Genomic DNA, 14,113 nt, shown 5'->3' on the forward strand with positions numbered 1-14,113 from the left:
GAAGCGGGCGTTCTCCCGGTTCCGGAAGAACTCCCGCTCGCTCATGGGCTCCTGGTCCGCATGCGTCCTGCGGATATGGGCGGCATAGGCCTCGTAATCGCCCTGCCCCACCATCAGTCGGGCGCCGTCGCAGACGCATTTCGAGAAGGTCTTGAGACGGTCCCGCAATTCGGTCGACGACAGCGCCATGGGCTTTACTCCGCGGGAACGGCGGCCGGGCCGCCGCTCTCCAGGGCGGTCCAGCGATCGGCCCGATAGGCCTTCACGCAGGCCATGATGCCGAAGGTGGCGATGGCGAGCACGAGGCCGACGAACAGCACCGCGAGGGCGGCGTCGATCCGGTCGTTGAAGACGATCTTGTGCATGTCGGCCATGCTCTTGGCCGGCGCCAGCACCTTGTTCTCGGCGATGGCCGCCGAGAAGCGATCGGCGTGGGACAGGAAGCCGATCTTGGGGTCGGCCGAGAAGATCTTCTGCCAGCCGGCCGTGAGGGTGCAGACGCAGAGCCAGACGGTGGGGATGATCGTGACGAAGGCATAGCGCTCGCGCTTCATCTTGAAGATCACCACGGTGGCGAGCGTCAGGGCCACGGCGGCCAGCATCTGGTTGGAGATGCCGAACAGCGGCCACAGGGTGTAGATGCCGCCGAGGGGATCGGTGACGCCCTGGTAGAGGAAGTAGCCCCAGGCGCCGACGCAGAGGGCGGTGGCCAGGATGCTGGGCGCCCAGGCCGTCGTGTCCTTGAAGCGCGGCGAGACGAGGCCGAGCAGGTCCTGCAGCATGAAGCGCCCGGCGCGCGTGCCGGCATCCACCGCGGTCAGGATGAACAGCGCCTCGAATAGGATGGCGAAGTGGTACCAGAACGCCATCATCGCCTTGCCGCCGATGGCCGAGGAGATGATGTGCGCCATGCCGACCGCGAGGGTCGGCGCGCCGCCGGCGCGGGAGATGATCGAGTGCTCGCCGACGTCCTTGGCCGTCTGGGCGATCTGCTCCGGCGTGATGGCGAAGGCGGGATCGAGCTTCGTCACCGCGGCCGCCGCGCTCTCCGGCGTCGTGCCGACGAGGCCGGCGGGCGAGTTCATGGTGAAGTAGATGCCCGGCTCGATCACGCTGGCGGAGACCAGCGCCATCACGGCCACGAAGCTCTCCATGAGCATGCCGCCGTAGCCGATGAAGCGGGCATCGGACTCGCGGTCGATGAGCTTGGGCGTGGTGCCCGAGGAGATCAGCGCGTGGAAGCCCGAGACCGCGCCGCAGGCGATGGTGATGAACAGGAACGGGAACAGCGACCCGGCCCAGACCGGTCCGCTGCCGTCGACGAACTTGGTCACGGCCGGCATCTGCATGTGCGGGGCGACGTAGGCGATGCCCAGCGCCAGGCCGATGATCGTGCCGATCTTGAGGAAGGTCGAGAGGTAGTCGCGCGGGGCGAGCAGGAGCCAGACCGGCAGGATCGAGGCGATGAAGCCGTAGCCGATCAGCAGCCAGCAGAGCTGCGTGCCTGTGAAGGTGAAGACCGGGCCCCAGTAGGGATCGGCCGCCACGTTGCCGCCGTAGACGATGGCCAGCATCAGCAGCACGAAGCCGATGATCGAGACCTCGCCGACCTTTCCGGGCCGGATGTAGCGGGCGTAGAGGCCCATCAGCATCGCGATCGGGATCGTCGCCGCGACCGTGAAGGTGCCCCAGGGGCTCTCGGCCAGGGCCTTCACGACGATCATCGCCAGCACCGCCAGCAGGATGACCATGATCATGAAGGTGCCGAACAGGGCGATGACGCCCGGAATGGTGCCGAGTTCGGAGCGGATCAGCTCGCCCAGCGAGCGGCCGTCCCGGCGCATCGAGATGAAGAGGACCATGAAGTCCTGCACGGCGCCGGCCAGCACCACGCCGGCTAGGATCCAGAGCAGGCCCGGGAGGTAGCCCATCTGCGCGGCGAGCACGGGGCCGACCAGCGGCCCGGCGCCGGCGATGGCGGCGAAGTGGTGTCCGAACAGCACGTTGCGGTTGGTGGGGACGTAGTCGAGCCCGTCGTTGTGGACGTGGGCCGGCGTCCGGCGGCTGTCGTCGAGCCGCATGACCTTGGAGGAGATGAAGAGCGAGTAGTAGCGATAGGCGATGAGATAGACGCAGACCGCCGCCACGACGATCCAGAGGGCGTTGACCGTTTCCCCGCGCGTCGTCGCGACGATGGCGAGGGCGGCCGCCCCCAGCGCTCCCACGAGGGCCCAGGGCCCGTGCTTCGTTACCGCACTCATAGACGTCTCGCTCCTGCGACCTGTCCTTCGTGGCCGGTCGTCAAGGGCTCTTCTTGCGCAAATTCTTCCGCAGGGCCAGAGGCCCGCGATTTCAATCGGTAGGGATTGAATAACCCATCCCCCGTTTGTCACCGCGGGTTGCGAAAGGCCCGCGATCCTCAATCGAGTTCGATGACGCGGTTCGGCAGGGCGTCGAGGGGTCTGGCTTCCGGCGGAAGCGGCCCGGCCAGGATGGTGCCGACCTGCCCGACGGCTTCGGTCAGGCCCGCCTCGGCCTCGCCGCGGCGCAGGGCGGCCAGGAGCGCCTCGATCGCGCCGGACCATGCGCCGGGCGGGACGCGCGCGGCGACGCCGTGATCGGCCACGATCTCGGCATGGCCCTCGGCCCGGGCGACGTAGATCAGCACCCCGGTCCGCCCTGCCGTCCGGCTGAGGCCGCGGGTCGTGAATTCGCGCAGGGCCTGTTCGTGGGCGCGATCGCGGCGGATCGCCGGTGGGACCAGGGCCATCCGCACCCGGGGATGGAGACCCGCCAGGAGCGCCAGCAGGACCACGGCGACCTGCGCCAGCGCGATCGTGGCCGCGCTCCACGGGGTCAGGACGATCAGCGGCCAGGGCAGGACGAGGCCGACGGCCAGGGCGAGCAGCAGCGGCGCGGAACGGTAGAGTCCGGCACGGGCGGCCACCAGCACGACGATCTCGCCGGACGTCGCGGTCTCGGCCCGGCGGATCGCCTCCGCGATCCGCGCCCGCGCCGGCGCATCGAGAAAGGGCGGTCGCTTACCAGTCACCGGAGGCTCCTCCCCCACCCGACGAGCCGCCCCCGCCGGAAAAACCGCCCCCATCGAAGCCGCCCGAGACGCCGCCGCTCCAGCCCCCTGAGGATGGCCCCGGCAGAATGATGAAGCCGCCCCCACCGCCCCGCCGCCCGCGGTTCATCCGGTAGACGACGAACAGGACGACGAAGAACAGGATGATGAAGATTACCACCTGCCCGGGATCGGCCTCGTCGCTGCGTACCTGCGCCTTGCGTTGCCACTCCTCGGCGTCGCCCGCGAGGATCGACAGCACCGCGTCGACGCCCGCGTTGATGCCGCCGGCGTAGTCGCCGGTCTTGAAGCGCGGCGTGATCGCGGTGGTGATGATGACCTTCGAGAGGGCATCGGTGAGGGCCCCCTCGAGGCCGTAGCCGACTTCGATCCGGACCTTGCGCTCGTTGGGGGCGACGAGGAGCAGCGCCCCGTTGTCGGTCTTGGCCTGCCCGAGCTTCCAGGCGCGGAACAGGCGGTTGGCGTAGTCCTCCACCGTCCGGCCCTGCAGGCTGGAGACCGTTGCGACCACCACCTGATCGGAGGTCTTGTCCTCGTAGGCCTTCAGCTTGGTCTCGAGGGCCGTCCGGTCCTCGGGCTTCAGGAGGCCGGCGCCGTCGACCACCCGCCCGGTCAGGGCGGGGAAGGTCGGTTCGGCGCCACCGGCCTGCGCGTGCGCGAGGCCGGTGGCGCCGACGACGAGCCAGAGCCCGAGGATCAGCCGCGCGGCGATCGACCGGATGGCCTCTGTCCCGGCGCTGCCCGGGCGCGGACGGTCCATGGCGGGCTAGAACTTCACGTTCGGCGGGCGCTCGGCGTTCGGCGTCGCCGTGAAGGTCTCCATCGGCTTCGCGTCCGGGTAGAAGACGGCGGCGATCCACCGGCCCGGAATGGTGCGGACCTCCGTGTTGTAGTCCTGGACCGCGGCGATGTAGTCGCGGCGGGCGACGGCGATCCGGTTCTCGGTGCCTTCGAGCTGCGACTGCAGGGCGAGGAAGTTCTGGTTCGACTTGATGTCGGGGTAGCGCTCGACGGTGACGAGGAGGCGGCCGAGGGCGCCCGAGAGCTGGTTCTGCGCGTCCTGGAATTCCTTGAACTTCTGCGGATCGCTCACGGTCGAGGCGTCGACCTTGACGCTCGACGCCTTGGCCCGCGCCTCGGTCACGCCGATCAGCACGTCCTTCTCCTGCTGCGCGTAGCCCTTCACCGTCTCGACGAGGTTCGGGATCAAGTCGGCCCGGCGCTGGTACTGGTTCTGCACCTCGCTCCACGAGGATTTCGCCCGCTCCTCGAGGGTCGGGACCCGATTGATCGCTCCGCAACCGGTCAGGGTCGTGCCCAGGGCGAGAGCCGCGACAGCGATCCGAACCCTGCCGAGCCAGGCCCGGACGGGACCCGTCGTCGGGGTGACGACACCTGAACGCATGCTTGGACTCCTTGGCCATCGGCGCGCCGCGCGAAGATCGGTCCCTCACCGGCCCGTGAACACACATAGGCGCATCGGCGCTGCGATAAAGGCGCACAGGGAAAAACTTGGCCGGTTGACGGGAAAACGTCGCCGAACCCCACCGAAGACCATCGCCGTGCGAAGCCCGGGCGCGCGTTTCGGTTGACAAGCCGGGAGCGATCGGTCGCTTTACCCGCCATGGACGAAACGCCCCGCCCATCGCCCGAGAAGCCGCGGGTTTCGATCACCTACTGCACGCAGTGCCAGTGGCTGCTGCGGGCGGGATGGATGGCGCAGGAACTCCTCTCCACGTTTCGCGACGACCTCGGGGAGGTGGCGCTGATCCCCGGCACCGGCGGCGTCTTCGTGATCCTGTGCGGACCGCACCTGATCTGGGATCGGACGCGCGACGGCGGCTTCCCCGACGTCAAGGTCCTCAAGCAGCGCGTTCGGGATCACCTCGCGCCGGATCGCGACCTCGGACACATCGATCGCGCGGGCGTCGCGCGCTCATGAGCCATCCGCCTCCCGGAGAGACCCCGCCTCCCGGAGAGACCCCGACCGGGCGCCGCACTTGGCGCCGGGGGTGGGGGTCGCTCGCCTCCGCCTTCGCGCGTGTCCGACAGCGCGGTTTCTCGACCCAGGTCTACTTGGTCGCCCTGGTGATCGCGCTGATCGGACCGGGATTGCTGTTCACGGCGATCCTCCTCGCGCGCTATGCGGGAACCGAGCGGGCCCGCTTCGAACAGGATGCCCGCGAGAACGTGCGGAGCATCGCCCTCTCCGTCGACCGCGACACGGCGGGCCTCGTCTCGGTGCTGCAGACCCTCGCCACATCGCCGCGACTGAAGGACGGCGAGTTCGACAATTTCGACGCCCAGGCGCGCCTCGTGCGGGACGCGGTCGGCCTCGACATCCTGCTTCGGCGACCGGACGGACAGCAGGTCGTGAACACGGCGGTGCCGCGCCGGGCCCCGCTGCCGCGCAGCGGGCTGCCCTTCGATCGCGAGATCGCCACGGGCAGCCAGCGCGCCGTCGTCTCGGGCTACGTCAAGGGCATGAAGCCCACGGACGCGACCTATGCGGTCGCGGTGCCGGTGTTCGGCGAGGGCGGCGTCACCCATATCCTCAGCTTCACGGTCCCGATCGGCCGGCTGGACGGCCTGGTCGCCCGGGAAGCCGTCGAGGGCTGGACCACCGGCCTCTCCGACCGGGACGGGGTCATCCTGGCGCGGGTGCCCGATCCGGAGACCAATATCGGCTCGCAGCGCCTCGCGACCTTGCGTCAGTACCAGACCGCGACGCCGAATGTCTGGGAGGGCAAGGATCGGCGCCTCAAGGCCGTGACGGTCGTCGAGGCCCGCTCCCGCCTCACGGGCTGGACCGCGGCCGCGATCATCCCGCAGGCCCTGGTGGAAGCGCGCCTGCGCAACTGGATCTGGGCCTTCTGCGGCTTCGGCCTCCTGGTGCTGGCGACCTCGTCCATCCTGGCGGTTCACCTGTGGTCGCGGGTCTCGCAGCCCCTGCGCCGGCTCGCCGCGACGGGGCCGGCCCTCGCCCGCGGCGAGGTCATCCCGCGGATCACCTCGCCGATCCACGAGATCCGGCGCCTGGGGGACGTGCTCGCGGAGGCCTCCCAGCGCCTGCGCCTGCGCAGCGACGAGCGCGACCGGGCGCTGGCGGAGACCGAGCGCGGCCTGAGTGCCCTGCGCGAGAGCGAAGCCCGCTTCCGCCACATGGCCGATTCCGCTCCGGCCCTGATCTGGATGACCGACGAGAACGCCCGGATCAGCTTCGCCAACATGCATTTCGACCACATGTTCGGGCTGCATACGGCCGCCGTGCTGGCCGGCGAGGATTGGCGCCGGATCATCTTCGCGGAGGACTACGAGGCCTTCGCGACCCGCTTTCGGGACGCCTTCGCGGCGCGGGTGCCCTTCCAGGCCGACGTCCGGGTGGTGGACCAGGACGGCGTCGTGCGCTGGCTGCGCTGCGAGGGGGTGCCGCGGACGGACGATACCGGCAATTTCCTCGGCTACACGGGCTGCAACGTCGACATCACCGACGCCAAGCGCGCCGCCGAGCACCAGCAATTGCTGATCCACGAACTGAACCATCGCGTGAAGAACACCCTGGCCACCGTGCAGTCGATCGCGGGACAGTCCCTGCGCCGGCTCGAGGGGCCGGAGGCCACCGCGGCCCGAGCCGCGTTCGAGGCCCGCCTGCTGGCCCTGGCCCGGGTGCACAACGTCCTCACCCGGGAGAGCTGGGACGGCGCCGAACTCGGAAACGTCGTGGCCGACGCCATCGCGCCGCTGGATGCGGCGGAGGGGCAGCGCTCCCGGTTCTTCGTCTCCGGCCCCGCCCTGCGGCTGCCGCCGCGCCTGGCCTTGTCGATCGCCATGGCGCTCCATGAGCTCGGCACCAATGCGGTCAAGTACGGGGCGCTCTCGCAGGAGGGGGGCACGGTGACGATCGCCTGGTCGGTGGAGCGCCAGGCGGAGACCCGCCTGATCCTGCGCTGGAGCGAGGCGGGCGGCCCCCCCGTCGTCCCGCCGACCCGGACCGGCTTCGGCTCGCGCCTGATCGAGCGCAGCCTGGCCCGGGAACTCGATGGCGAGGTCCAGTTGCTGTTCGCGGCCAGCGGTGTCGTCTGCACCATCGAGGCCCCGGTCCCCCCGCCGACTCTGCTGGAGCGCAAGGCGGACCTCATCGGCCCGCGCGAGATGCCGCTCTCCCGCTCGGCCTGAGCCGGACTCGGTCCGGGCCGGCGGCCGAGCGGCGTCGATCCGACACGCCGCCCGTCTTTCTCCGCACCTGCCCGGGCGCCATCCTGAATTGCATGGGCCGTGCCGTGCCGGACCTCGCGGGCTGGTTCAGCGCCTGAACAGATTTGGTCCAGGCGGACGCCCCTCGGTCTCGCCGGAGGTTTCGGGCGGCGATCCCCCGGGCTGCGCGCGGGCCTCCCGGCATCGCCGGCCTGTGTCGAAGTGGACGTCGCGTTCGGCCGGGTGTCTCACCTGGGCTGGACCGGACGGATGAGCCCTCCGGCATCCGCGAGCGTTCTGAATTCGTCATAGATATTAACAATCAATATGGAATTTTAACTAAATAATAATGAAACGCTAAAGCTTACCGAACCAAAACAGGTGGTAGACAACAAGCACTGATTGTGGCGAGCCACCCGTTAATTGTTCGCGTTGCACAACAGCGCATCGCGGTGCGAGACGGAACGCTTCTCGATTTTGAGCGGGTGTTTCAGGCCATAAGGATACATTAATGGAAGATCGGTAGATCACATCGCTACGCCTTACAGGACCAACCGCGATGCTCGGCCTTCCCTTCGCTCGTTCCACCCCGAAGTCGCCCGTCACCGAGACGGCGCCGGATGCCGCTGGGATCCGCGACGAAGCCCGTCTGGTACAGGCTGTGGAATCCCTGATGGTGAGCCAAAATCTCGCATCGGTCGATCTGCCCGAGGGGCCGCTCCGCGCCGCGATCGAGCGGTTGCATGCGAATCGCGAAGCCGATCTCCTGCGCAGCCTGGCCACCACCGCCTCCGTCGCCCGCGAGGCCTCGGAAGCTGCGACGAACACGGGTTGGATGACCTACGACGTCGGTGAGGTGGCGAGCGCCACCCAGACGATCGCGGGCGCCGCCGAGGAGATGGCGGCCTCCGTGGCGGAGGTGGCGCAGACCTCCGAGACCGTGGTGACCGTCGCGCGGGATGCCCTCGCGGAGACCCAGGCCTGCATCCAGGACGCGCAGAAGGCGCGCACGGCGATGCACGAGATCGATGTCCGGACCTCGCAGATCTCCGATCGCGTCGTCGTCCTCGAGCGCGCCATCGCGCAGATCGAGGTGATGGCCACCACCATCGCGGCGATTTCGGCGCAGACCAATCTCCTGGCCCTCAACGCCACCATCGAGGCCGCCCGGGCGGGCGAGGCCGGCCGCGGGTTCTCCGTGGTGGCCGCCGAGGTGAAGTCGCTCTCCGCCCAGACCGCCAAGTCCACCGGGGAGATCCGCGGGCTGCTGAGCACCCTTACCGCCGAGATGGGCGCGATCTCGGAGGCGGTTCACGAGAGCCGCAGTGCCGTCACCACGGGCCGCACCATCGTCGATCACCTCGAGCACCGGATCGTCGAGACCAATGCCCGCATCGCGCAGGCGAGCGACCTGAACCAGGCGATCTCGCACATGCTGGGACAACAGCGGGCCGCGACCTCGGAAATCTCGACCAGCGTGCAGAACATCGCCGCGAAGGCCTCGAAGACCCACGAGGAGATCGAGAAGATCACGAGCCGACTCGTGCGCGCCGAGGCCACAGGCCAGACGGCGCTGAACGCGAATGCCCGAGACGTACCGGTCTACGCCCTGGTGCGCCTGCCGGCCGATCTCGGCGCGTGGAAGCGCAAGCTCGCCCGGGTTCTCGTCGGCATGGCCCAGCCGGATCCGATCCTGGCCACCCCGTCGGGCCAGCCCGGCCGGAGCCTGAAGACGGACCTGGCCGGGACGGCACCGGCCGCCCACCCGGCCTTCGCCCGGCTGGTGGCTGCGGAGAGCAAGGCCTTCGTGGAAGCCGGCAAGATGCTGGAAGCCCTCAAGGCCAGCAACTGGGATGTCGGAACCCCCGCCTACCAGGCCGCCGCGGAAGCGATGAAGGAGATGCTCGTCGCCGCCAAGGAAATCGCCGGCTGAGGGCCGGCCGCGCCGCGGGGCGGCGCGTCGAAAACGGGGAGCGGGTGCCCTTGTCGAGGCGCCCGCTTTCGGCTTCCTTGCGCGGGTCGCCACGGAGCCCTCGCTTGACCTCATCCCTTGCCGCCGCCGCCGAGGCCCCGCCGTTCAACGGCGCGCGCTTCTGCCTTGCCGAGAATGCCCGCCTGCGCGCCCACAAGACGGCGCTCATCATGGCGGGAGCCGGCGACGACGTTCGCATCCTGACCTTCGGCGAGGTCGATCGGGCGGTCCGGGCCATCGGGGCCGGGCTTCGGTCCCTCGGCCTCGCGCCCGGCGCGCGCGTGATGATCCGCATGGGCAACGAGGCGGACTACGTGCTGATCTACTTCGGAGCCCTGGCCGCCGGCTTCGTGGCCCTGCCCGCCTCGCCGCAACTGACCGAGCCCGAGGCCGCGTTCCTGATGGAGAATGCGGGCGCGTCCGTCGTGGTCGTGGGGGCGGGCCATGCCGTCGATCCGGCCGGGCTCGGGGGGCGAATCCTGCTCCGGCCCGACGACATCGCCGCGATGAAGGCCGGGCCGGCGCTGCCCGATTACGCGGACACCCGGGCCGAGGACCCCGCGACCCTGGTCTACACCTCCGGCACGACCAGCCGGCCCAAGGGCGTCCTGCACGCGCATCGCGCCATCCGCGGGCGCCGGCCGATGCACGCGCACTGGCTCGGCCTGTCGGAGCACGACGTCATGCTCCATGCCGGTACGATGAACTGGACCTACACGCTGGGCGTCGGGATCACCGATCCCTGGGCCTGCGGCGCCACGGCGGTGCTCTACGACGGCCCGCGCGATCCGGCGATCTGGCCGGCGCTCATCGCCCGCCATCGGGCAACGCTCTTCGCCGCCGTGCCGAGCCTCTACCGCCAGATCCTGAAATATGCCGATCTCGGGGCCGTCGATCTCGGCACCCTGCGCCACGGGGTGACGGCGGGAGAGGCCCTGTCGCCCGAGCTCCTCGCGGCCTGGACGCAGGCGACCGGCAAGCCCCTCTACGAGGCCCTCGGGATGAGCGAGTGCTCGACCTACGTCTCGAGCGGCCCGACGATCCCCGTGCGCCCCGGCTCCCCCGGCAAGCCGCAGCCCGGGCGCCGCGTGGCGATCCTGTCGCCCGAGGGCCCGGCCGAGCCGCTGCCGCCCGGAGAGGTCGGCCTCCTCGCCATCCACCGCTCCGAGCCGGGCCTGATGCTGGGCTACTGGAACCGGCCCGAGGAGGAGGCCGCGGTGATCCGCGGCGACTGGTTCGTCGGTGGCGACCGCGCGAGCCTCGATGCGGACGGCTACCTGACCTTCCACGGCCGCAACGACGACCTCATGAACGCCTTCGGCTACCGGGTCTCGCCGAACGAGATCGAGGGAGTCGTGATCGAGCATCCCGACGTTGCCGAGGTCGGCGTCGCGGAGATGGCGGTCCGGGCCGACCTCAGCGTCATCACCGCCTTCGTCGTGCCGAAACCCGATGCCGTGCTGGACGCCGACGACATCATGGCCTGGTGTCTCGATCGCCTCGCGACCTACAAGTGCCCCCGCGAAGTGCGCTTCCTGGATGCGCTGCCGCGCACGGCGAACGGCAAGATCCAGCGCAAGCGCCTCGCCGCCAGCGTCGGCGCCTGAGACGGCACGGCGGCCGCAAGAGCCGCCCTGCCCGGCCCGTCCGGCGGCCCCGGGGCATCGACCGGGCCTGTGGCCGCGACGGCACGCCCGCCCGGAAGGCATCGATTTCCCGGCGGCCGCGCCAATCGCAGCTTGACCCGCCGAATGCGAAATTCTAGATCGACCGCCTGCGGAGACGTGGCCGAGCGGCTGAAGGCACTCGTTTGCTAAATGAGCATACCCCGAAAGGGGTATCGAGGGTTCGAATCCCTCCGTCTCCGCCATTCCTTTCGGTGTTCTCCCAGTCGCTCCCGACGCTGATCCGTGTCAGGCCCGTGCACGCGACGGAGGCATCGCCGATCGTGTCGCCTCGTCCTGTCGGATCGACAAGCGCCGTCATCGCCTCGGGCCGGGTTCAGGGCGCTCGACCGTTCGACCCAAGATCGCCTGCTCCGATCCGGCCCCACGTTTGCGGAGCGACGGCTCACGCATCCGCCCGGCTCTCGCGGCGTCTCGGCCCTTCACCCCGGACGGGTGCCCGCGAGCGGATCCTTCGCCAGGAGGATCGGCTCGCCGTGCGGTGTGGCCGCGGCGGCCCGTGCGAAGGCGGCCCGGCGCGCGGCGAGGCGTTCGGGCGCCGCGATGCCGCGTGCCGCGAGCAGGCCTTCGAGGGTCGCGAGCCAGGCGGCATAGTCCGCCGCCTGCCCGGTGCGCCGCGTCTGCGCCCCGAGCGCCTCCGCCCATTCGCTCCAGTCGAACAGGCCGTGGTCGTGGAGCGCCACCACCAGGGCGAAGGCCTGGGCCTCCCAGGGCTCGGCAAAGACCGGATCGGCCCCGTCGTCCCGGGGAATCTGATCGGCGCTCATGCGGAGCGTACCGGTTCGACGGGGTCCAGGTAGCTCTCGAAGGCGTTCACCGAGACGGTGTGGCCGGGTTCGGCCTGGTCCCCCCAGAGGTCGCGGCCGGAGAACCGGACGGTGTAGAGCCATTGCGGCGCCTCGCCGGCGAGCTGCGCGTTCGTGTCGGGAAAGACGAAGCCGCCATGCACCGCCTCGATGGTCCCGATCTGGCCCCGCACGTAGCGCGGCAGGCGCGTGTGTCCCGCCGGATGGATGATCCGGGCGCGGACGCGGTCGCCCCGCGAGAAGCGCGCCGGGTCGGGGACGGGCCGGTCGCTCGGGAAGCCCCGCGCGAAGAGCGGCGCCACCTCTCCCCCCCGAAGGACGCGCTTGACCGGAGCGGCGGGAGCCGACGCGATGCCGGTAAACAGCTCCTCGGGCGTGACGAGGCCGTGGTGCTGCACCTGGCGTTCCAGCGCCTTGAGCCAGATCGCGTAATAGCTGGAAGCGAGGTACTCGCCCGGCGGCAGCGCCTCGCGGGCCGACCGGCTGGCATCGAGGTTCCAGGCGCCGGAGAGGCCCATGGCCATCGCGAGGCCGAAGACGCGCTTCTCCCAGGCCGCATGGAAGCGCGGCTCGTCGGCTTCGGGCGCGACAGGGCCGAAGCCGTGCATGCCGCCGAGGTCCTGCCCCCCGTTCATGCGGTCGTTGCCGGGGCGCGCGGAAGGCCGGTGCCGATCATCGCATCCCGGGTGACGAGGGCCGCGAGGGCTGCCTCGTCCAGTTCTTCCGTTCCGGCGGGACGCATCGGCAACACCATGTAGCGCAGCTCGGCGGTGGAATCCCAGACCCGGATGCGCTGTTCGACCGGCAGCGTCACGCCGAACTCGGCCAGCACCGCGCGCGGCTCGATCACGGCGCGCGAGCGGTAGGGGGGCGACTTGTACCAGATCGGTGGCAGGCCGAGCACCGGCCACGGGTAGCAGGAGCAGAGCGTGCAGACCACGAGGTTGTGTTCCTCGGGGGTGTTGGCGACGACGACCATGTGCTCACCACCCCGCCCGCCGACGCCGAGCTCGCGCATGGCCGGAGTGGCATCCGCGAGCAGGCGGGCGCGAAAGCCGGGATCGACCCAGGCCCGCGCCACCACCCGGGCCCCGTTATGCGGGCCGACCTTGGTCTCGTAGGTCTCGATCAGCGCATCGAGGGCGGCCGGGTCGACGTAGCCCTTGTCCACTAGGATGGATTCCAGGGCGCGCACCCGCAATTCCATCGGCGAGAGTTCGCTTGCCGGGTGCCTCCCATGGGAATGGTCGTCATGATCGTGAGGGTGCGCCATGCTCAATCTCCAGGCCGGACCTTACGGGCTGAATCGACGCCCGTCATGCGTGCAGCGGGTCCTGTCGCGCCCCGGGCAAGCCCTTCCCGAACCGTGAAGGATACGGATCGGACGTCATGCGGTGCAGGGCAAAACGGCACGGTTCAGCCGATCCTGATCGTCCGCTCGACCTGTCGGCGAGCGAGGGCTTTTCGCCAGCCATGACGGCGCCGCCTGCGGTCGGGGTGGGGCGGGACCTGTCCGCACGTGCTGCGACCGGTCCGAGAAATTGGTCTTCGGTCTGCGGACGCTTCGGGTCGCGCACGCTCATCCGTTGCAGGGCGTCCGTTCCCTGAAGCCGCGCTCCGAGGCTCGGGACCGCCTCCGCCGCCAGTCCGAGTGCGGGATCCGCCACGGCGCCGGCGCCGATGACGTCGGCCTTGTCGGTCGCGTCCTCGCGCAGGGCGATCTCGTCGGAAGGAAGGCTGGGGCTCACGCCGCGCAGAGGCCCGGAACGGCGACCGTGTGGAACAGCTGCGGGCTCGCGGTGGCGCTCGCCGGATCATCGGCGAGACGGGCTCGGAACTCGGGATCGGTGAAGGCCGTACGGAACGCCGCGACGCTGTCCCAGACGGCGTCGTCCAGGAAGACGCCGCTGCCCGCGATGCCGCGGTGCCGAGACAAATCCGGGCTGGCGCTTCATGATCTCCGCGTCGGCCGTCCAGGCGGCGAGCAGGGCATCGGCATCCGTGGGCGGGATTTCGAGGACGAGACTGGTCTAGGCGCGCCGGGCCTGGCGGGGCGTCGGTCCCGCTCGATCGGTCCCAGCCGAGCGGTCATGCGTCGTCGGTCGCAAGAATGGGCGTCGATCGGGGCGCCCGCAGCGCCTGATCGGGAATGCCGGTTCGATTTCTCGTCCGTTGGACGCGATGCCAGGGCCGGGATGCTGGACGGGGCCTCGCGTAGACCTCTGTGGCGTCCTGAGACCGATCCACTCGAGGCGCCGATCAGTCACCCCTCGTCTTGGCCAAATCCGTCAGCACCGACTCTGGACCCATCCAACGCCAGCCGTCGCGGGTTCTTCGCGGCACGCCTCCGGGTCGGGGCCGCATG

General features: G+C 70.1%; 14 protein-coding genes and 1 tRNA gene. 5 read left to right on the top strand and 10 right to left on the bottom strand.

Annotated features, from left to right (window positions below; translation table 11 throughout):
* The 5 genes from ASF20_RS06750 to ASF20_RS06770 all read right to left on the bottom strand — a co-directional run.
* The coding region (locus tag ASF20_RS06750) for a YbdD/YjiX family protein (protein WP_056272333.1) at positions 1–189 on the bottom strand (189 nt) is incomplete at its 3' end.
* 5 nt (positions 190–194) lie between these two features.
* The gene (locus ASF20_RS06755; protein ID WP_056212837.1) at positions 195–2,261 is read right to left on the bottom strand and encodes a carbon starvation CstA family protein; all 2,067 of its coding nucleotides are present in this window, start codon (positions 2,259–2,261) and stop codon (positions 195–197) included.
* Between the two features lie 158 nt (positions 2,262–2,419).
* On the bottom strand, positions 2,420–3,052 hold the full coding sequence (locus tag ASF20_RS06760; protein ID WP_056272335.1) for a hypothetical protein: 633 nt from the start codon (positions 3,050–3,052) through the stop codon (positions 2,420–2,422).
* Entirely contained in the window at positions 3,042–3,851 is an 810-nt protein-coding gene (locus ASF20_RS06765) for a TPM domain-containing protein (RefSeq protein ID WP_056272337.1), read from the bottom strand. The genes ASF20_RS06760 and ASF20_RS06765 overlap by 11 nt, the downstream gene beginning before the upstream one ends.
* A 6-nt stretch (positions 3,852–3,857) precedes the next feature.
* Complete coding sequence (locus ASF20_RS06770; protein WP_056272341.1) at positions 3,858–4,496, bottom strand: LemA family protein; 639 nt, start codon at positions 4,494–4,496, stop codon at positions 3,858–3,860.
* 219 nt (positions 4,497–4,715) lie between these two features.
* Between ASF20_RS06770 and ASF20_RS06775 the strand changes: the two genes are divergently transcribed.
* The 5 genes from ASF20_RS06775 to ASF20_RS06795 all read left to right on the top strand — a co-directional run bounded on the left by ASF20_RS06775 (position 4,716) and on the right by ASF20_RS06795 (position 11,127).
* Entirely contained in the window at positions 4,716–5,033 is a 318-nt protein-coding gene (locus ASF20_RS06775) for a SelT/SelW/SelH family protein (protein ID WP_056212846.1), read from the top strand.
* Between the two features lie 134 nt (positions 5,034–5,167).
* A complete protein-coding gene (locus tag ASF20_RS06780; protein WP_056272344.1) occupies positions 5,168–7,267 on the top strand; it encodes an HWE histidine kinase domain-containing protein in 2,100 nt (699 codons plus the stop codon).
* A 577-nt stretch (positions 7,268–7,844) separates the two neighbouring features.
* The gene (locus tag ASF20_RS06785; RefSeq protein ID WP_056272347.1) at positions 7,845–9,218 is read left to right on the top strand and encodes a methyl-accepting chemotaxis protein; all 1,374 of its coding nucleotides are present in this window, start codon (positions 7,845–7,847) and stop codon (positions 9,216–9,218) included.
* A 104-nt stretch (positions 9,219–9,322) separates the two neighbouring features.
* Positions 9,323–10,864, top strand: a complete 1,542-nt coding sequence (locus ASF20_RS06790; protein WP_056272349.1) for an AMP-binding protein — start codon at positions 9,323–9,325, stop codon at positions 10,862–10,864.
* A gap of 171 nt (positions 10,865–11,035) precedes the next feature.
* A tRNA-Ser gene (locus ASF20_RS06795) sits at positions 11,036–11,127 on the top strand.
* Between the two features lie 237 nt (positions 11,128–11,364).
* On the opposite strand, the gene ASF20_RS06800 is transcribed toward ASF20_RS06795, so the two are convergent.
* The 5 genes from ASF20_RS06800 to ASF20_RS06815 are packed head-to-tail and all read right to left on the bottom strand — an operon-like array spanning position 11,365 to position 13,684.
* A complete protein-coding gene (locus ASF20_RS06800) occupies positions 11,365–11,709 on the bottom strand; it encodes a nitrile hydratase accessory protein (protein ID WP_056272353.1) in 345 nt (114 codons plus the stop codon).
* Positions 11,706–12,383, bottom strand: a complete 678-nt coding sequence (nthB, locus tag ASF20_RS06805) for a nitrile hydratase subunit beta (RefSeq protein ID WP_056272355.1) — start codon at positions 12,381–12,383, stop codon at positions 11,706–11,708. The genes ASF20_RS06800 and nthB overlap by 4 nt, the downstream gene beginning before the upstream one ends.
* Positions 12,380–13,021, bottom strand: coding sequence for a nitrile hydratase subunit alpha (gene nthA / locus ASF20_RS06810; protein WP_056272358.1), 642 nt, complete (start codon positions 13,019–13,021; stop codon positions 12,380–12,382). The genes nthB and nthA overlap by 4 nt, the downstream gene beginning before the upstream one ends.
* Before the next feature lie 43 nt (positions 13,022–13,064).
* Complete coding sequence (locus ASF20_RS23895; protein ID WP_156647986.1) at positions 13,065–13,496, bottom strand: hypothetical protein; 432 nt, start codon at positions 13,494–13,496, stop codon at positions 13,065–13,067.
* Positions 13,493–13,684 carry a hypothetical protein gene (locus tag ASF20_RS06815; protein ID WP_348271545.1) on the bottom strand — a complete coding sequence of 64 codons (192 nt, stop codon included), beginning with the start codon at positions 13,682–13,684 and terminating at the stop codon, positions 13,493–13,495. The genes ASF20_RS23895 and ASF20_RS06815 overlap by 4 nt, the downstream gene beginning before the upstream one ends.
* Positions 13,685–14,113 lie beyond the last annotated feature (429 nt).

This window comes from Methylobacterium sp. Leaf88 (assembly GCF_001422795.1).
In the GTDB taxonomy this organism is placed as follows: Bacteria; Pseudomonadota; Alphaproteobacteria; order Rhizobiales; family Beijerinckiaceae; genus Methylobacterium.